At 69.2% G+C, this 17,345-nt stretch carries 18 protein-coding genes; 9 read left to right on the forward strand and 9 right to left on the reverse strand.

All coding sequences use genetic code 11. From position 1 onward, the window contains the following. The first annotated feature begins 4 nt into the window (after window positions 1-4). The 6 genes from hemB to HUA78_RS21585 all read left to right on the forward strand — a co-directional run bounded on the left by hemB (window position 5) and on the right by HUA78_RS21585 (window position 6,115). Complete coding sequence (gene hemB / locus HUA78_RS21560; RefSeq protein WP_254623826.1) at window positions 5-973, forward strand: porphobilinogen synthase; 969 nt, start codon at window positions 5-7, stop codon at window positions 971-973. 174 nt (window positions 974-1,147) lie between these two features. Continuing rightward, entirely contained in the window at window positions 1,148-1,546 is a 399-nt protein-coding gene (locus HUA78_RS21565) for a hypothetical protein (protein ID WP_246137646.1), read from the forward strand. Between the two features lie 23 nt (window positions 1,547-1,569). After that, a complete protein-coding gene (locus tag HUA78_RS21570) occupies window positions 1,570-2,184 on the forward strand; it encodes an RDD family protein (protein WP_141647270.1) in 615 nt (204 codons plus the stop codon). Further along, a complete protein-coding gene (locus HUA78_RS21575; protein WP_141647264.1) occupies window positions 2,169-4,415 on the forward strand; it encodes an ATP-grasp domain-containing protein in 2,247 nt (748 codons plus the stop codon). Before HUA78_RS21570 ends, HUA78_RS21575 begins: the two co-directional genes overlap by 16 nt. Before the next feature lie 160 nt (window positions 4,416-4,575). After that, on the forward strand, window positions 4,576-5,955 hold the full coding sequence (locus HUA78_RS21580; protein WP_174477050.1) for a P1 family peptidase: 1,380 nt from the start codon (window positions 4,576-4,578) through the stop codon (window positions 5,953-5,955). A 43-nt stretch (window positions 5,956-5,998) separates the two neighbouring features. Next, on the forward strand, window positions 5,999-6,115 hold the full coding sequence (locus HUA78_RS21585; protein WP_141649535.1) for an aminopeptidase: 117 nt from the start codon (window positions 5,999-6,001) through the stop codon (window positions 6,113-6,115). 28 nt (window positions 6,116-6,143) lie between these two features. Here HUA78_RS21585 and HUA78_RS21590 read toward each other — a convergent pair whose 3' ends face one another. Further along, window positions 6,144-6,581 (reverse strand): hypothetical protein, encoded by a 438-nt coding sequence (locus HUA78_RS21590; RefSeq protein ID WP_141649536.1) that lies wholly within the window; start codon window positions 6,579-6,581, stop codon window positions 6,144-6,146. 153 nt (window positions 6,582-6,734) lie between these two features. Here HUA78_RS21590 and HUA78_RS21595 point away from each other — a divergent pair, with 153 nt between their 5' ends. Together HUA78_RS21595 and HUA78_RS46570 are read left to right on the forward strand one after the other, a co-directional pair. Further along, entirely contained in the window at window positions 6,735-7,886 is a 1,152-nt protein-coding gene (locus HUA78_RS21595) for an AI-2E family transporter (RefSeq protein WP_174468431.1), read from the forward strand. Window positions 7,887-7,945: 59 nt separating this feature from the next. Further along, window positions 7,946-9,721 (forward strand): hypothetical protein, encoded by a 1,776-nt coding sequence (locus HUA78_RS46570; protein WP_254623827.1) that lies wholly within the window; start codon window positions 7,946-7,948, stop codon window positions 9,719-9,721. On the opposite strand, the gene HUA78_RS21605 is transcribed toward HUA78_RS46570, so the two are convergent. The 8 genes from HUA78_RS21605 to HUA78_RS21640 all read right to left on the reverse strand — a co-directional run bounded on the left by HUA78_RS21605 (window position 9,705) and on the right by HUA78_RS21640 (window position 16,677). Then, on the reverse strand, window positions 9,705-10,535 hold the full coding sequence (locus HUA78_RS21605) for a nucleotidyl transferase AbiEii/AbiGii toxin family protein (RefSeq protein WP_174468430.1): 831 nt from the start codon (window positions 10,533-10,535) through the stop codon (window positions 9,705-9,707). The two genes, HUA78_RS46570 and HUA78_RS21605, sit on opposite strands and share 17 nt — an antisense overlap. Beyond that, entirely contained in the window at window positions 10,532-11,728 is a 1,197-nt protein-coding gene (locus tag HUA78_RS21610) for a non-canonical purine NTP pyrophosphatase (protein WP_174468429.1), read from the reverse strand. The genes HUA78_RS21605 and HUA78_RS21610 overlap by 4 nt, the downstream gene beginning before the upstream one ends. After that, entirely contained in the window at window positions 11,725-12,483 is a 759-nt protein-coding gene (locus HUA78_RS21615; RefSeq protein WP_174468428.1) for an RNA ligase family protein, read from the reverse strand. Before HUA78_RS21615 ends, HUA78_RS21610 begins: the two co-directional genes overlap by 4 nt. 29 nt (window positions 12,484-12,512) lie before the next feature. Next, entirely contained in the window at window positions 12,513-13,676 is a 1,164-nt protein-coding gene (locus tag HUA78_RS21620) for a hypothetical protein (protein WP_174468427.1), read from the reverse strand. Between the two features lie 158 nt (window positions 13,677-13,834). Then, window positions 13,835-14,164: a Carotenogenesis protein CarS gene (locus tag HUA78_RS21625; RefSeq protein ID WP_174464231.1), complete on the reverse strand. Its 330-nt coding sequence runs from the start codon at window positions 14,162-14,164 to the stop codon at window positions 13,835-13,837. Continuing rightward, a complete protein-coding gene (locus HUA78_RS21630; protein WP_174477051.1) occupies window positions 14,161-14,826 on the reverse strand; it encodes a DUF1109 domain-containing protein in 666 nt (221 codons plus the stop codon). Before HUA78_RS21630 ends, HUA78_RS21625 begins: the two co-directional genes overlap by 4 nt. Next, complete coding sequence (locus HUA78_RS21635; RefSeq protein WP_174456855.1) at window positions 14,826-15,368, reverse strand: RNA polymerase sigma factor; 543 nt, start codon at window positions 15,366-15,368, stop codon at window positions 14,826-14,828. Before HUA78_RS21635 ends, HUA78_RS21630 begins: the two co-directional genes overlap by 1 nt. 115 nt (window positions 15,369-15,483) lie before the next feature. Further along, entirely contained in the window at window positions 15,484-16,677 is a 1,194-nt protein-coding gene (locus HUA78_RS21640) for a metallophosphoesterase (protein WP_174477052.1), read from the reverse strand. Window positions 16,678-16,846: 169 nt separating this feature from the next. Here HUA78_RS21640 and HUA78_RS21645 point away from each other — a divergent pair, with 169 nt between their 5' ends. Beyond that, window positions 16,847-17,335, forward strand: coding sequence for an FKBP-type peptidyl-prolyl cis-trans isomerase (locus tag HUA78_RS21645; protein WP_174466377.1), 489 nt, complete (start codon window positions 16,847-16,849; stop codon window positions 17,333-17,335). Window positions 17,336-17,345 lie beyond the last annotated feature (10 nt).

A 17,345-nucleotide genomic window follows, 5' to 3' on the forward strand; every position in this document is an offset into this window, starting at 1 on the left:
CACCATGGCCCATCCCGTCCATCGCCCCCGCCGCCTGCGCCGTTCGCCCGTCCTGCGTGAGATGGTCCGCGAGACGCGCCTGGACCCGGGGGACTTCATCTACCCCCTCTTCGTCGTGGAAGGCCGGGACGTGCGCCGTCCCATCACCTCCATGCCGGGCATCTTCAACCTGTCCGTGGAGCACGCCGTCGCCGAGGCCCGCCAGGCGAAGTCGCTGGGCGTGCCCTCCGTCATCCTCTTCGGCATCCCCGACCACAAGGATGCCCTCGGCTCCCAGGCTTACGCGCGCGACGGAATCGTCCAGCGCGCCATCCGCGAAATCAAAGCCGCCGAGCCCGACCTCCAGGTCATCGCCGATGTGTGCCTGTGCGAGTTCACCGACCACGGCCACTGCGGCGTGCTGGAGGGGGGCCACGTCGTCAACGACGCCACGCTGCCCCTGCTCGCGCAGATGGCCGTCACCTGCGCCCAGGCGGGCGCGGACATCATCGCGCCCTCGGACATGATGGACGGCCGGGTGGGCGCCATCCGCCGCGCGCTGGACGAGGTGCGCCTGACCGACATCCCCATCCTCTCCTACGCGGCCAAGTACGCCTCCGGCTACTACGGCCCCTTCCGCGAGGCCGCCCAGAGCGCTCCCAAGTCCGGCGACCGCCGGGGCTACCAGATGGACCCGGGCAACGTGCGCGAGGCCCTGCGCGAAGTGGCGCTGGACGTGGAGGAGGGCGCCGACATGCTGATGGTGAAGCCCGCGCTGGCCTACCTGGACGTCATCCGCGCCGTGCGCGAGCGCTTCGACTTGCCGCTGGCCGCCTACAACGTCTCCGGCGAGTACGCCATGCTCAAGGCCGCCGGGCAGAACGGTTGGATCGACTACGAGCGTGTCATGCTGGAGACGCTCACCGGCATCAAGCGTGCCGGCGCGGACCTCATCATCACCTACCACGCGCTGGAAGCCGCGAAGCTCCTGTAGGCAACAGCCGCCACCCCCGCGCGCGGGTTGCCGCTTGATCCGCCGCGGGTGTTGCGTCCAAATAGCTCGCGCACGATGCCCACCAAGAAGAAGCGTCCCAGACGCAAGTCGGAGAAGCCCCCGCCCCAACGCAGGCGCGGCTCGGCTCGGCGCCCCGGTACCGGGCGTTCCCCCGTGGTTCGTACTTCTGTTTCGTTGCAGTACAAAGTGGTGGAGCTGTCCACGGTGGACGAGGGAGCGCTGGAGCGCACCCTGAATGAGTGGACGGCGAAGGGCTGGAACCTGGACGGCGTGCAGTTCGCGATGCGCGAGTCCTCCAAGCGGCCGGCCATGGCGTTCCTCTTCTTCACGCGTGAGGGTGTGGCGGCGGAGCCGGACGTGGACGCCGCGCGCTCGAAGCTCTTGCGGCTGTCCGAGTCGGGACCGACGGCGGCGGGGAATGCCTGGGCGCCCGCCTCGGGTTCCCACGCTCCCTTCCATCCGTTGAGCGCGCATGAGCGGCTCGCGCGGCTGGCGGGGTTGGACGAGCCGGAGCCGCACGAGGAGGGTCTCACCTTGGAGCCCGAGGAGTGAGCGCGCAACGCGAGCGGATCTTCATGGCCTCCAGCCGGGGAGGTGGGCGTGCGCTGCGGCTGGTGGTGGAGGACGCCGCGCCGGGCTCGCCGTATCCCAAGGCGTCGCTGTGGCTGCGGCTGGGCGCGCGCGTGGTGGACGTGGGCGTGGCCTGGGGCCTGTACGTGGTGTGTGGCGCGGCGGGCGCCGTGGTGGCGCTGCTGTTCCTCCTGCTCGCGGACGGGATGATTCAGGGCCAGAGCGTGGGCAAGCGCATCTTCGGCGTGAAGGTGATGCATCTGCCCACGCGCTCGGCGGCGCGCCACCGGGACAGCACGCTTCGCAACGCACCGCTGTCGCTCATCGTCCTCCTGGGGATGATGCCGGCGCCGCTGGGCGCGGTGGCGGCGGTGGCGGGGCTCGTCGTCATTGGCGGCATCGAGGCGTGGCGCGTGGTGAGAGATCCGCTCGGCTGGCGGCTCGGTGACACCTGGGCGCAGACGCAGGTGGTGGATGGGAAGGTTGTGGCGGGCGCAACCGTTGCAGCCCGCGACCCCGTGGCGCACCAGCGTGCACCGGGCAGACTCATGTCCGCGGCGAAGATGCGCCGCGGTCGCTCGCTCAAGAAGAGAAGGGGGCTCCCGTGCGCATCGCGCTGACCCACAACCTGCGGCTGTCTGATTCGGAAGAGGAAGCGGAGTTCGATACCCAGGAGACGGTCAACGCGTTGGCGGCGGCCATCGAGCGGCTGGGGCATCGGCTGGAGCGCTTCGAGGTGAGTGGTCCCGCCTCGCGCACCGTGGCGCGGCTGGAGGCCTACAGCCCCGACCTCATCTTCAACACCGCCGAGGGACGCCGGGGGCGCTTCCGCGAGGCGTTCTATCCCGCGCTCTTCGACGAACTGGGCTTCCCGTACACGGGCTCGGACGCGTACGCGTTGGCGGTGACGCTGGACAAGCAGCTCACCAAGCTCGTCCTGGCCAAGCAGGGCATTCGCACTCCGGGCTGGCAGTACGTGGAGAAGCTCAGCGAGCTGACCGCGGAGAACCTGCGCTTCCCCGTCATCGTGAAGCCCAACTTCGAGGGCTCCTCCAAGGGCATCACCCAGGACTCCATCGCGGAGACGCTGGACGAGGTGCGCGCCAAGGTGGCCAACGCGCTGGAGAAGTACCCGGCGGGCGTGCTGGTGGAGGAGTACATCCCCGGCCGCGACCTGGCGGTGCCCTTCCTGGCGGCGGTGGACAACGACTACGACGGCGTCCTCACGCCGGTGGAGTACGTGGTGGACCCGGCCGTCACCGCGGGCCGCCGGTACGCCATCTACGACTACGAGCTGAAGACGAAGAAGGACAACGCCGTCACCGTGCGCGCTCCGGCGCAGATTCCGCTCCGTACGGCGGAAGACATCCGGAAGATGGCGCAGAAGATCTACCAGGCGCTCGACTGTCGCGACCTGGGCCGCATCGACTTCCGGCTCAGCGACGCGGGCGTGCCGTACTTCCTGGAGATCAACGCGCTGCCCAGCCTGGAGCCGGGCGCGGGCATCTACGCATCGGCGGAGCTGGACGGGCTGCACCTGGATGGCGTCATCAACTCCATCATCCAGAGCGCGGCGAAGCGGTACAAAATCAAGGACTCCGCGCGGCGGCAGGGCAAGCCCGCTCGCAAGACGGGGCCCTTGCGCGTGGGCTTCACCTACAACGTCAAGCGCGTGAAGCCCATGGCCAACGCGGAGGCGGTGGAGGACAGCGAGGCGGAGTACGACTCGCCCAACACGCTGCAGGCCATCCGCGAGGCGATTGCGTCCTGGGGTCACGAGGTCATCGACCTGGAGGCCACCGCGGAGCTGCCCACGGTGCTCTCCAGCACGCCGTTGGACATCGTCTTCAACATCGCCGAGGGCTTCAAGGGCCGCAACCGCGAGAGCCAGGTGCCCGCGATGCTGGAGCTGCTGGACATCCCGTACACGGGCAGCGATCCGGCCACACTCTCGATTGCCTTGGACAAGGCGCTGGCGAAGAAGATCGTCCGTCAGGCCGGCATCCTCACGCCCAACTTCCAGTTGATGGCCACGGGCAAGGAGCGGCTCAACAAGGAGTTCACGTCCTTCCCGCTCATCGTGAAGCCGGTGGCGGAGGGCAGCTCCAAGGGCGTCGTCACCAAGAGCGTCTGCCACAGCGAGGCGGAGCTGCGCGAAGTCGTGCGCGAAATCGCCGGCAAGTACCAGCAGCCCGCGCTCATCGAGGAGTACATCGGCGGGCGCGAGTTCACCGTGGGCCTGCTCGGCGAGCGCCGTCCGCGCGTGCTGCCGCCCATGGAGATCGTCTTCCTGGACAAGGGCGAGAAGAACCCCGTCTACAGCTTCCAGCACAAGCTCGATTGGACGGACCGCATCCGCTACGACGCGCCCGCCAAGCTGGAGCCCTCGCTGCTGGAGAAGCTGCGCACGGCGGCGCGAAGCTCGTTCATGGCGCTGGGGTGCCGCGACGTCGCGCGCATCGACTTCCGCATGGACGACAAGGGGCGCATCTACTTCATCGAGTGCAACCCGTTGCCGGGCCTCACGCCGGGCTGGAGCGACCTGGTGCTCATCGCGCAGGGCGCGGGCATGGACTACCGCGCGCTCATCGGCGAAATCATGGCCCCCGCCATCCGCCGCTACAAGGAGCGCGAGGCCCGCCGCGCCGCGACCGAGCACGCCTCCACCGTGCCGCACCACCACCACAAGGCCCACCCGCTGGACGAGCCCGGCGCGCTCGTCCCGGCGCCGGTCGCGGCTCCTGTCGTCACCACGCCGAACGGCAACGGTGGCAACGGCAACGGGGGGAACGGCAACGGTACGACTTCGCAGCACGGTGACGCGCCCCCGCGCATCGAAGCCAAGGCCTGACGACAGCGCGTGAAGCCCCGGATGTTCGGGGCCTCGCGGACCTGCACGCGGCCCGCTCCCGTTTTCACGCGGAGCGAGGCCGCGTTTTCATTCGTGCGCCTGAAGTTATTACGCGTTCGGAGTGGTTGACGGTGGGTGATGGTCCGCTAGTGTGCCCGGCATGGTGCACATCCCCGAGTACAAGGGACCGCGGGTTCGCGCTCGCGAGCTGGGTCTTCCGCTGGGCCGCTTCAAGCCCGGGAAATACAACGCCATCACCGACGTGGAGGGCGTGCTCGTGGGCCATTGCACGCTCATCAAGGGCGACGGGCCGCTGAGGCCGGGCCACGGTCCGGTGCGCACGGGCGTGACGGCCATCATGCCCAACATGGGCAACATCTTCATGGAGCGGATGACGGGCGGAGGCTTCGTGCTCAACGGCGCGGGCGAGGTCTCCGGCATGACGCAGCTCATGGAGTGGGGCCTCATCGAGACGCCGATTCTTCTCACCAACACCATGGCGGTGGGCGCGGTGTCGGACGGCGTGGCGCGCCACCTGGTGGAGCGCTACCCGGGCATCGGCGACGAGCACGACGTCATCATCCCCGTCGTCGGTGAGTGCGACGACTCCTGGCTCAACGACATCTCCGGCCGGCACGTGCGCGAGGAGCACGTCTTCGAGGCCATCCGCAACGCCGCCTCCGGCCCTGTGGCCGAAGGCAACGTGGGCGGCGGCACCGGCATGGTGACGTGCGACTTCAAGGGCGGCATCGGCACGTCCTCCCGCAAGCTTCCGGAGGTGCTCGGCGGCTACACGCTGGGGGTGCTGGTGATGTCCAACTTCGGGAAGATGCACAACCTGCGCGTGGGCGGCCTGCCCGTGGGGGAGGTCCTGGCGGAGAAGTTCAAGGGCGCGCCCACCCGGGGCAAGACCTACGGCTCCATCATCGCGGTGGTGGCCACGGACGCGCCGCTCTTGAGCCATCAGATCAACCGCCTGTGCAAGCGGGTGGGCCTGGGCATCGGCCGGGTGGGCAGCTACGCGGCGCACGGCTCGGGGGAGATCGTCGTCGGCTTCTCCACCGCGAACATCATCCCGCGGCGCACGCAGAAGATGGTCTACAAGCTCAAGCTCCTGCTGGATCAGCGGCTGGATCCGCTCTACGAGGCGGTGATGGAGGCCACCGAGGAGGCCATCCTCAACGCCATCTGCATGGCCACCTCCATGACGGGGGCCAACGGGAACCACTGCCCGGCGCTCCCCCTGGACGAGGTCCGCCGCTTCGTGGACGCCTGCAAGCCCATCTTCGCCTCGGTGAAGAAGCGGCCCCAGCAGAGCAGCGCCCCCGCCTCACGGGAGAAGCCCACCGACGAGGACCGGGAGGGGGAGGTGACGGTGTCCACCGCCCGACCCACCCAGGTCCGGGGGGCGGAGGGGATTCCCTTCCCGACCCGGCCCGCCCCGGAGGTCGATTCCGGGGGGGAGCCGGGGGCCGAGCAGGCCCCTTCCCAGCCTTCGGAGGGTTCCTCTTCCGGCAGCCCCTCGGGTTCTGATAGTTAAGCGCCTCTTTTCACGTCTCCACACCGGAGCACAGGAGTCAACGATGGCCCGCAGCAAGAGCAAGCACCGCCGCGTGCAGATGAAGATCAAGCAGGCCTGGAAGAAGCGGGCCAAGAAGAACAAGGCCGAAGCGAAGGCCGCCGAGAGCAAGAAGAAGTAGGCCCGTCCTCCGTTGGCGGCCCGTGGCGCTATTCCCGGGTCGCCGAAAACGGAACGATGACGCTGCACCGCTGGGGCGCCGTTCCGCTCGGGCGAGAGTAGTTGCCGGTATACGTCCCATCGAGTCGCGCCGTGCCGCCGTCCCCCTCGAAGGACGTGTAGCGACCGGCGAGGCTCAGGGTGTCCATCCTCCCGCCATCCATGGCTCCGCCCAGGGAGCCGGCGAGGGTGAATGAGCCCTCCGCGGACACGTTCCCCAGAAGCCCCACGCCCTCCAGGTTGCCAATGAGCCTGTCGCCGGAGCGGGTGATGTCCAGCGGCCGTCCCCGGGGCAGCTCCACGCCCAGCAGGGTGCAGTCGGCCGGCACGCCGCCGTCGCCGAAGGCCATCCGGTAGCGACCTTCCAGGGGCGGACACTCGGTGCAGGGGGTGGCGCCATCTCCACAACCCGGGGCGGCCAGGCCCATGGCAAGGGCGAGGACCGCGACGCCAGTCAGGGTGAAACGTCCAGAATTCAGGGTCGGTGTTTTCATGTGCGGGATGTCGGACTTCCCGTCGGGAAGCGCGATTCCTAGGTTGGGGGTGGTCGGTGGGCTCGTCGGGCGGGGTGGGGTGGGGCGGTGGCTGATTCGCGGCGGTGGTCGAACTACGTGTTCGCGGCGCTGTTTGCGCTCGCGCTGATTCTGTTCTCCAGGATTCTGTTGCCGTTTCTGATGCCCGTGTTGCTGGGCGGCTTCCTGGTGGTCCTGTTCATGCCGGTGCAGGACTACCTGTGTCAGAAGCTGCGGGGCCGCAAGCCCCTGTGCGCCGGGTTGTCCACCCTCACGGTGTTCTTCCTCATCCTCGCACCGCTGGCGCTGGTGGGGTGGATGGTGGCGCGTGAGGTGTTCCAGTTCGTGGGGCAGGCGCAAGATTTGTTGGAGCAGGTGGACCTGCGCCACCAGTTCGCGTCCAGTCTGCCCCGGGGTTTGAGCCGTTACATCCGGTTGGATCTGGAGAGCGCGGAGACGGAGCGCACGTTGATGGCGGCGGTGACGGGCGGCGCGGCGCTCCTGAAGGACGTGGTGGGCGCGGGCACGGAGCTGATCATCAACATGTTCCTGATGACCGTGGCCATGTACTACTTCTTCCTGGATGGTCGCCGGCTGGTGGCGGAGGTCATGCGGTTGATTCCGCTGGACCGCCGCTACTTCGAGGCCTTCGCGCGCGAGTTCACCGACGTCGCCTACGCGATTGTCTACGGCAACACCATCACCGCGCTCATCCAGGGCGCGGTGGGCTTCGTGGGCCTGCTCATCGCCGGTGTGCCGCATGCCGGGGTGTGGGGCGCCGCCATGGTGCTGGTGGCGCTGGTGCCGGTGGGCGGCACGGCGCTGGTGTGGGGCCCCATTGGCGCGGTGCTCATCGCGGTGGGCCAGGTGAGCGAGGGCGTCTTCCTGCTGGCCTGGGGGACGTTCCTGGTCGGGAGCATCGACAACGTCATCCGTCCCCGGCTGTGCGGCTCTCGCATGGCGCTGCACCCGTTGCTCGTCTTCCTCTCCATGTTCGGCGGGCTGGCGGTGTTCGGGATGATGGGCCTGCTGGTGGGGCCACTCATCGCCTCCATCTTCATGGCCATGGTGCGCATCTACCGCCGCGACTTCCTGGGCATCGGCCGCGCGCAATACGTCGCGGAGACGGAGCGCTCGGAGGACCTCGGTGGGTTGGATTCGGAGCCGTCCTCCGCGTCCGGCCAGACGGTGGTGGGAGCTCCGGCGCACCTCAACGCCTGACCGGACGGCCGGGCAAGCCTGGACTTCGCGTGCGGGGTGGGTGAACCTTCCACTCCTGAATGATGAACACCCAACACGCGATGGTTCGCTGGGGCCTGGTGCTCTTCGTGGCGGTGGCGCTGGCCTCTCCGGGGGCGTCGGCGCAGGTCGTCAAGAAGAAGCGCGCGGCGCCAGCCCAGGTGGTGGCGCCCAAGGCGAAGGCAAAGCCCAAGGCCGTCAAGACTCGCAAGGCGGCCGCGCCCAGGGAGGAGCCCAAGCGCCTCGTCGTGCTGACGGTGGAGGGTGATCGCGGCGGCAAGGTGCGCGGACAGCTCGAGTCCGCCCTTCGCCGCTCGAAGCAGGTGAAGGTGCAGTCGCTCAAGCAGTACGCGACGCTGGCGAAGAAGGACGGGCTGAAGGGCGCCGCCCTCTTCACGGATGCAGGGCTCGTCGCCGTGGCGCCGAGGATGAAGCTGGACGCGGCCGTCACGGGCACGGTGGGCCCCTCGGGCCTGACGGTGCGAGTGCTGGATGCGAGCGGCGCCGTGCTCGGTGAGAAGGACGTGAAGCTGACCCGAGGCAAGCTGTCTTCCGCCGAGGCGAAGAGCGCCGTGCTCGCCGTTGTCGGGTCGCTGTCGAGCGCTCCCCGCGCCTTCGAGCCGCCCGCGAGTGTCACTCCGTCCGAGCCGATCCAGCCCGCCGAGCCGGTGGCGCCTCCTCCCGTCGTGGCCGAGGCCCCGCCGCCGAAGAAGCCGCCGCCCGCCCCGGGCGAGGGCGGCTCCATCATGATTCCCAGGCCGGAGGTGCCCGCTCCCGTCGCGGAGCGCCCCGTCGAGTCGCCGAAGCCGCTTCCCCCGGCGGAGCGCCCCGCGAAGGTGCCTGAGCAGACGCCGGAGGTCGTGGCCATCGGTCCGCAGCCGACAGACGGTCCCCCGCCGATGGACGAGGACCCGGAGTCGCACACCACCACGGACCCGTTCCTCGAGGTGGCGCTGGATACCGGCTCGGGTGGCACGGTGGGCAATGAGCCGGTGCGACCGCCGCTGGCCCGGCTCACGCTGGGTGGCACGACGACGTGGCGCAAGTACTGCGCGCGTCCGGGCGTGAAGTCCTGCGACGAGTTCGACCGGAAGAGCGAGGATGAGCAGCTCGGGGACCGCTCGGACTACGAGTCGACCGTGCCGTACCTGGGCATCTCCGCGGAGCTGGAGCTGCTGCCACTGGCCCGACACGCCTCGCCGCTGCGGGGCCTGGGCGCGGTGCTGGGCTATCGACGCGGGTACGCGTCCACGAACGTGACGCTGTTCAACGACGCGGGCCAGTCCGTCACGCGCGAGGTGGTGGCCACCGACTCGGTCCTCACCGCGCAGGCGATGTATCGCTACTACTTCGGCCTGGGCTCGTCGCAGTTGCTCGGCTACGCGGGCGCGCGTGCGGGCCTGCTCACGCGCTCCTTCGACGTGGACGAGTCCGCGGACAGCCCGCTGTCGGGCACCCATCGCCTGTATCCCGCGGTGGGCCTGGAGGTGTCGGTGCCGTTGATTCGCCAGGTGCGCCTGGAGGCGGCGGGACAGCTCTTCATCAGCCCTCAGCCCGGCCATGGCTTCGACGACGAGGGCGGAGCGCTGGACCTGGAAGTGAGTGACTACGGTACCTCGGTGTCGACGTTCGGCTGGGAAGCGGAGCTGGGCGTGGCCGGCGAGCTGTGGGGCCCGTTCGGCTACCAGGTGCGCTTCAAGGTGTCGCGCTACAAGGACACCTTCAGTGGCCCTGGCACGCGGACGGGCTGGGACAACGGGGGCGTGGCCGAAGACACGTACTCCAGCATCCACTGGGGCCTCACCGCGTCGTACTGACACGGCGCGCGACTTCGGGGCGCGAGGGCGGTAGTGCTCGCGCCACCTCCCACACGGGGCGCAGCGCCTGGGCGACGGCTGTCACCACGTCCGCGAGCTGCTCGGGGCGTCCCTCCGGTTCACTGGCCCGGTAGCGCGCCCACTTCTCCAGGCTCCACGGGCTGCGACCGAAGTCGTTGTCGACCAGCCGCTCCATCAGCGCCAGCGAGTCCCCGCGTGCGTCGAACGCGAGGCGCAGCGCGGGAGGCAGGAGCGCGGCGTCCAGGGGCGCGTACCGCGTGAGGAGGTACACGTCGAAGAGGTCCTTCGGGCGGAAGCGGCCCTTGCCGCGCTCGAAGAGGCCATGCACCTTCCACGCGAACAGTGTCTCCGCGCGACAGGCGAGGACGTGTGCGGGAGCCGCGTCCGGGGACTCGTAGTCGATCCACTCGGGAGGAGGATCCATCGGGTCGCCGAAGCCCAGGTCGATGCGCAGCTCGAAGGGTGACTGCACCCCGGGCAACTGAGTCTCCACGTGGACACGCACGCCGGGAAACTCCGTCTCCTCCCAGATGACCTCGGAGCGGAGGGCGCCGAAGGTGAAGCCGTCTCCGGTGTCATCCCGCAGCAACCGCCCCATCCGGTCGACGGACTCGCGTGTGTCGAAGGGGAAGCCCGCGAGGAAGTCGAGGTCCTCGACGGGGCGAGGCACCGGGCCGCTCCAGCGGCGCATCATCAGCCCACCTCGGAGGACGAGCTCGGGTGCGTCGGGCGAGCGCGCGAGGCGGCGCAGGACGGCGATTCCCGCGCGCAGGGGAAGGGTGTGCGCGCTCATGAAGAGGTCTCCAGCCAGCCCCGGTCGAGCCCGAGGTTGGAGTCGTAGACGGTGAACTCCCGCAGTCGCTGCGTCAGCGTCAGGCCCAGCCCGGAGAGGTCTTCGAGGAGTGCGTTGAAGCGTGCGTCGGCGTTCGCCTTGCCCAGGTGGTGGACGCGGAGCGTGACGAAGCGCTCGCTGGCGCCGTCCTCGCGAAGCTTGCGTGCGTTGCGTGACAGGTGGGCGCCGTGCCTCGTGCAGCGGGCATGCAGCGTGTCCAGTCCCTCGCCGCTCGCGGGGATGAGGGCCTTCACGTGGAACTCGAAGTAGTTGGCGGGCTGGGCGCGCGCGGTCTCATCGTCCTCGGGCATGTCGCGGTTCTTGCCGAGGGCCTCCAGCTTCATACGCGTCACGTCGAAGCCCTCGCTCGCGAGCGCGCGCGCCATGCCCCTGACTTCCTCCAGCGCCTGTCGGAGCGTGCCGTGGTGGTAGGAGGCCGTCATGGGCTGGAAGGGCTCGGCGCCTCGACCCAGCTCGATGAAGATGCACTTCACCGAGGCCGCGTCGCAGAACGCGCGGAAGCGCTGGAGGTCCTCCTCGGTGCGGGCGGAGACGGTGAGGTGCGCCTCGTAAGCGCCACCCGGAGATGCGATTCGCAGTCGGTCGGCCAGCTCCAGATAGGGGCGGTGCCGCATGTTGAGGAAGAACTTGTTGCGAGCCATCTCCCCGAGCGTGCGCTGGTATCCGTCTGGCAACCACGCGCCGTCCCAGCCGTAGCCACCGTCGCCCCGGGGCGCGGCGAGCAGCAGGCCTTCGATGGCGTCTTCGAAGAGGGTGACGCGGTCCGGGTCCCCTTCCTCGGAGAAGGCCACCGCCACGCGGGTGCGGCCCCGGCGGCCGCCGTGCTTCGCGAAGAAGGCGCGCTCACCCAGGGCCAGCAGCTCCTTCTTGAAGCGGGCGCCGGTGAAGCACTCTCCGTCGTCCAGCTCCAGGGCGGTGGTTTCCACGAAGCAGGGCTCGCCGAGGTGTGCATGGGCGGCCAGCACCTTGCGCTTCGCGATGCCGTCGAGGTCCAGCGGGGCGGAAGTGCCGTCCTCCGCCGAGGTGAGCCCCGGCAGGGCGAGCTTCTTCCAGGTGATGTCGAGGCCGGCCAGCAGGCGGGAGACCTCGTCGGCTTTGTATTGGTTACCGGTGACGAAGAGGGCCCGAGTCACGGGAGCACTTCCTTCGATGGGAGCGCCGCGGGGCGCCAGTTCCAGATGGCGGGACGCCCGGTGTTCTCCGGCAGGAGGCTCCCATCCACCTTGTCGCGACGGACATACTTGGTCAGCAGCTCCACCCTGACACCCGCGCCGTCCTGGCGCTCGAGCCTCCACACGGCCCCTTCGACGGGGTCCAGGGCGTGGTGGAACCCGCCCGTTGGAAGCAGCGCCATCGCTGTGTCGATATTCAAGGGGCCGCCCTCGTGGATGACGCCCGGCGTGGTGAAACAACCCGCGCGGACGCGGGAGGTGAGCTCGGCCCAGGGCAGGCGAGCACCCTGGCGCATCAAATCGAAGGCGACGAAGGGCTCGTGCGCCAGCGCATAGCGGGTGCCGTGGGCGAGCGCGAGCCACTCGCCCACGAGCCACTCGCCGGGCTGGAGCACGGCCTTGAAGCGCTCGGCGTGGGTAGAGACCCACGAGGACCAGAGTTGACGAGCCTCATTGGGAGAGTGGGCGGCGAGCCGACCCTCGCGTCCCAGCGCGATGACCTCGTCTCCCAGCCGGGCCGCGGCGACACACGAGCCGTCCAGCTTCTCCAGGACGATGACGGAATCACGCGCGTCGCGGAGGCGCTCGGTGCAGATGTGCGCCAGCTCCAGTGACAGGTGTTTGTCCGCGGGGCCGGTGCGGGAGCCAGGCAGGTGGGGAATCGAGCCGTAGGCCTTGCGACCCAGCGGGCGCGGAGCGTCGTCAGGGGATGTCACCACCCCCTGACTATGCCCTCACCCTCGGACTATTGCTGATAGCTCGGTGCCAGCACGCCGCCCAGCGCGGAGTTCCGGAGTCCAGGCACCAGGTCGAACGTGTTCTCGAAGGCCCCGTTGTTCGTGGGCAGGAACGTGGTGCCCAGCGCGCCCTCGAGCTGCGTCTCGTCACTTCCCAGCTCGTACATGAACTCGAGCGCGGCGCTCCGCTCCTGGGTGGTCGAGAGCACGAAGGCGCCCGTCACGATGATCTCCGGTCGGTGCCCCTCGATGACGGCGGCCTGCAAGCCCGGACGGTGTTCGGACAGGAACGCGAGCTGCTCGGAGGGGACGATGAAGATGTTCGCATTCTCCCAGGGGTCCGGAAGGGGGCCACCCACCCACCCGGGTATCTTGAAGCGGTAGGGCACGGTGCCGCAGTACTCACCATCCAGGTCGTAGGCGTGGATGCCGCTGGCGTGGGACTGGGTCTCTTCCGCGTCGGGAATCGTCGCGGGCATCTCGAGGCCCATTTGCTCGAGCCAGCTCAGGTCCACCGCGTAGGCGAGGTGGCTCCACCAGGCGGGCCTGCCAATGGGGAACACCCATTCCCATTCGTCGTTCCACACCGCGAACCCCGCCTGCAAGATGTCGAGGTTCGAGGACCGATGGATGTAATCGCAGTACAGGGGGCGAGCGAAGCCCGTCGGCGTGGGGGCGGCGCACTCCGCGCAGTCCTCCTGTACGCAGCGGTTGGAGTCCAGCTGAAGCGCTGGAATCATGCTCGCCTCGAAGCCGCCATAACCGCTGTAGGAAGAGAAGTCGTTGTAGAGCCCATTGGAGGCATAGGCGCACCAACGGGGAGGATTCGCCGACTCGCACTCGGGGCACTCACCGGGGATGCAATAGGGCGCGACGATGCCAGCTTCCAGGAGCGCGGGCGCCATCGTGTGATTGCCCACCACCACGTCCGGGGCGTTGCCTCCGGCCACGGCGACCATGAGGCTCGTGTAGAGGTCCTCCTGGCTGGAGAACTGGGACACCGCCACGGTGTGGCTGGGATTGTTGTCCTCGAAGCGCTGGACCGAACTGTTGAAGGCTGCCTCTGTCTGTCCATTCAAGGCATGCCAGACGGAGATCTGCGCCTGCGCCGAGGCCAACGGGCCTTGAAGGCAGGTGACCAGCAGCACCCACTTCAGGAAAACGGTTCTCATGGACTCCCCCGATTGCGTTCAGCCTCCGCCACGGGCACGTTCCACCGGCGCGGAGGCCCCTCCGATGGAGTGGCACGGGAGTATGGGTGAGTCCTGACCTGCAATTCATCTTAATTTGATAATCCAGGAATTGTCGCCCTGGCTTGTCGCGGTGCTGGCTATTGCACGCGATGCGTTCCCGGCACGGCCCGCTCGCGGTCCTCGCGGCGCTGGCGGGCGGCGCGTTGCAGGGCCCACTGGGGCTCCAACTCGTCCGGGAAGAAGAGGTCTTCGCCCAGCCCGTCGACACGCACCTGGATGAGAGGGTCGGAGGGGTACTGGAGGCCAGGGTCGTCGTAGACGAGGGCCACGACGGTGCCGGTGCGACCGAGGAAGCCCGGGCTGATGGTTCCGTCCGACGACGCGCTGATGACCGTGACGGGCTCTCCGATTCGCACCGGCGCTCCGTCCACGTCAGTGCTCACGATGAGAGAGGGGTCCAGGGTCATGGGGCGTAGGAGCGGGGTTTGAGGTGACGTGACAGGACGAGGGCCATCACGCAGATGAGCCCCCAGGCGAACAGGTGGTAGCTGGCGACGTGACGCCAGTCCTGCTCGCAGGCCAGCTCGCCGACGAAGGCACCTGTCGTCCCAACGGACAGCCCGGCGCTCAGGGCACGCAGGGGCTGGAAGGCCGCGCCGCGCAACATCCACAGCGCCACCACGAGCGGAGCGGCGCCGACGGCCAGGTGGCTCACTGTGCAGACCCAGGCTGGCAGCGAAGGTGTGGTGCTGGGAGAGCCGCGCGCGAGCACGAGCGTCGCCGCGCAGGCCATCGCCAGCCCCACGCCGCTTCGACGCAACCCGTGCCCTCGTGGAGACAGCGCGCCCCAGGCGCACACGGCACTCGTCGCCAGCAACAGCAGCAGCAGGGGAACACGCTCCAGCAGCGCGGGGCCCGTGAGCGCGCCACTGGCGAGCATCACTCCGGCGACTCCCATGGCCAGGCCTCCGGACGAAGCCATCAGCCACGCGGCCTGCGTGCGCCAGCGACGCACGGGTTCGCGCAGGGCCAGCTCTCCGCGCGCGCTCGCGAGGGCGCGTTCGAGCGAGGCGCTGTCCGTGCGAGGCGTCTCGTTGAGCAGGGCATCGATGTCGATGGGCGCCTTCATCACGCCTCTCCCAGCCCGCTGAGGAGCTCACGGAGCTTTTCGTAGCCCCGGTGTGCCCGCAGTCGTGCCGCGCCCGCGCTGATTCCCCGGAGCGCGGCGATCTCGTCGAACGACCAGCCTTCCACCTTGCTGAGCACCACGGCCTCGCGGTGGTCGGGGGGAAGTCTTTGTAGCGCGTCCAGCAGGTGCCGGCGGAGGGAGGGGTCCCCGGAGGGTGGGGGGGCGGATGTGGGGCCCGCTGTGCCCTCGCCCGAGGAGTAGGACTCCACATGTTGGCGATGACGCAGGGTGTCTCGCGCGGCGTTGGCGGCGATGGTCATCAGCCAGGGGATGAAGCGGGTTCCGGGCTCGTAGCGGCCCCGGGCTCGGATGACGGACAGGAACGTGGTCTGCAAGAGGTCCTCGGCGAGCGGGCCGTCGCGAACCATCCGCGTCAGAAAGCCCTGCACCCGCCCGGAATGCCGAGCGAAGAGGGCCTCGAAGGCGTCTGGTGCTCCGTCGCAGAACCGTTCCATGAGCTCTTCGTCCGAGGGACTCCCCATCACCCGGCTCATGGACGGCCCGCCCTGAAATGTGTTTCCAGCGCGGAGTTCGCGCGGTCCTTCACTCTCAACCCGGCGGAATCACGGACGATGTCGAGCGCCGCGCCGGGAGTGTTCACCCGGGCAGCAGCACCAGCCGAGCAATCTCCGGCGGTGCTCCCACGCGCATTGGGGGCCCGACGAAGCCGCAGCCCCGGCTGACGTAGAGCTGGGAGTCGCCGGTGCGGCTGAGGCCCGCGTTGCGGCTGCCCCAGATGGCGTCGCCCACGAGGTTGCCGGGGAACATCTGCCCGCCATGGGTGTGGCCGGAGAGCTGGAGTCCCACGCCGCGCCGGGCGACCTCGTCGAAGTTGGACGGCTGGTGCGCCAGGAGGACGGAGGCCTGGTCCGGGCTCACTCCGCGCAGGGCGGCATCCAGGTCGTACCCGGGCTCGCCCATCCGGGCCGCGCTCCAGTCGTCCACGCCCGCCAGCGTGAAGGACGCACCCGTGTCGCCGATGGACACGGCGCGGTTGCGCAGCACGGTGATGCCCAGAGTCTCCAGGAAAGCCACCCATGACGATGCGCCAGAATAGTAGTCATGGTTGCCCGTGACGAAGAACACTCCATTCCGGGCACGCAGCCTTCCGAAGCCGGCGACAAAGGCACCCAGGCTCTCGACGGACCCATCCACCAGGTCCCCGGTGATGGCGATGACGTCTGGCTTCAGGGCGTTGGTGCGCGCCACCAGCTCGTCCACGAAGTGGCGCTGGAGGACGTCTCCGACATGGATGTCGGTGAGCTGCACCAGGGAGAACCCGTCCAGGGCCCTGGGGAGCCGGGGCAGGCGCACTGGGATGTCGCGCACGTCGGGTGGGTGAAACGCGCGCCACGCCCCGAACGTGCTCACGCCCGCGCCCGCGAGCCCCGCGCCCACGGCCAGGCCTCCGGTGAGGATGGCCCGGCGCTCGGGAGAAGGCGGCTGTGAGGGCTGCTCCGGGGGCGACGCGTCGCGGCGGACGCGCCACCGCACCGCGCGCTGGACCAGCTCCACGGCCAGCGTGAAGAGGAGCAGGTACAACACCAGCCCCATCCACACGAGCAGGCCGATTCCCAGGATGCGCACGAACTCGGAGGGAAACAGCGTGCCGAGGAAGCGGAAGCCAACGGCCCCCAGGAAGCCGAAGCCGAACACGGCCTGGGCGCCGAGGCGCAGCCCCCGTCGCGCGGTCTGGTCTCGGACAAGTCGGCGGTAGAGGTAGACGTGCGCGGTCGCCAGCAGCGAGAGGACCGGGACGAAGAAGATGAGGAGGCTGAGCCAGCGTGGCATCGCGCTCCTGCATAGCGGAAGCCTGTCGGGGGCGCCCGTGCATTTCGCGACGGGTGTGGTGCCCGTGTCGGCAGGCAGGCGGTCACGCTTCTGCTTTCGCGGGCCGCCGCTCCGGGGCAGGCTGGGGCTCGTTCATCGCCGGACTCCGGCCTTCTTCTCGAGGACCCCCATGCTTCGCTCCCTGCTGCTCTGCGCCCTGCTCCTCCCCCTGGTGGGCTGTGGAAGCGAGGACCCCAATACGCCGCCGCTGGGCAACCCGGACAATGGCGACCCCACCAAGGTGACGTACGCGGAGAGCCTGAACGTGGACCTGGCGGCGATGACGCTGCTGCCCAGCGGCCTCTATCTCCAGGACATCGGGGAGCCGGGCGCGGGCGACGCGGCCACCGCGGGCCGGCGCGTCTATGTGCACTACACGGGCTGGCTGCCGGACGGTCAGAAGTTCGACTCGTCGGAGGGCAAGTCCCCGCTGGACTTCATCCTGGGGCAGGGGCGGGTCATCGACGGTTGGGACCAGGGCATCGCGGGCATGCGCGTGGGCGGCAAGCGGCGCCTCGTCATCCCTTCGTCGCTGGCGTACGGGGCGGAGGGCAGCCCCGGCGCCATTCCCTCGTATTCGGTGCTCATCTTCGACACGGAGCTCATCGTCGTCCGCTGAAGCCCGCGCC

This window comes from Myxococcus sp. CA033 (assembly GCF_013336625.1).
GTDB lineage: Bacteria > Myxococcota > Myxococcia > Myxococcales > Myxococcaceae > Myxococcus > Myxococcus llanfairpwllgwyngyllgogerychwyrndrobwllllantysiliogogogochensis.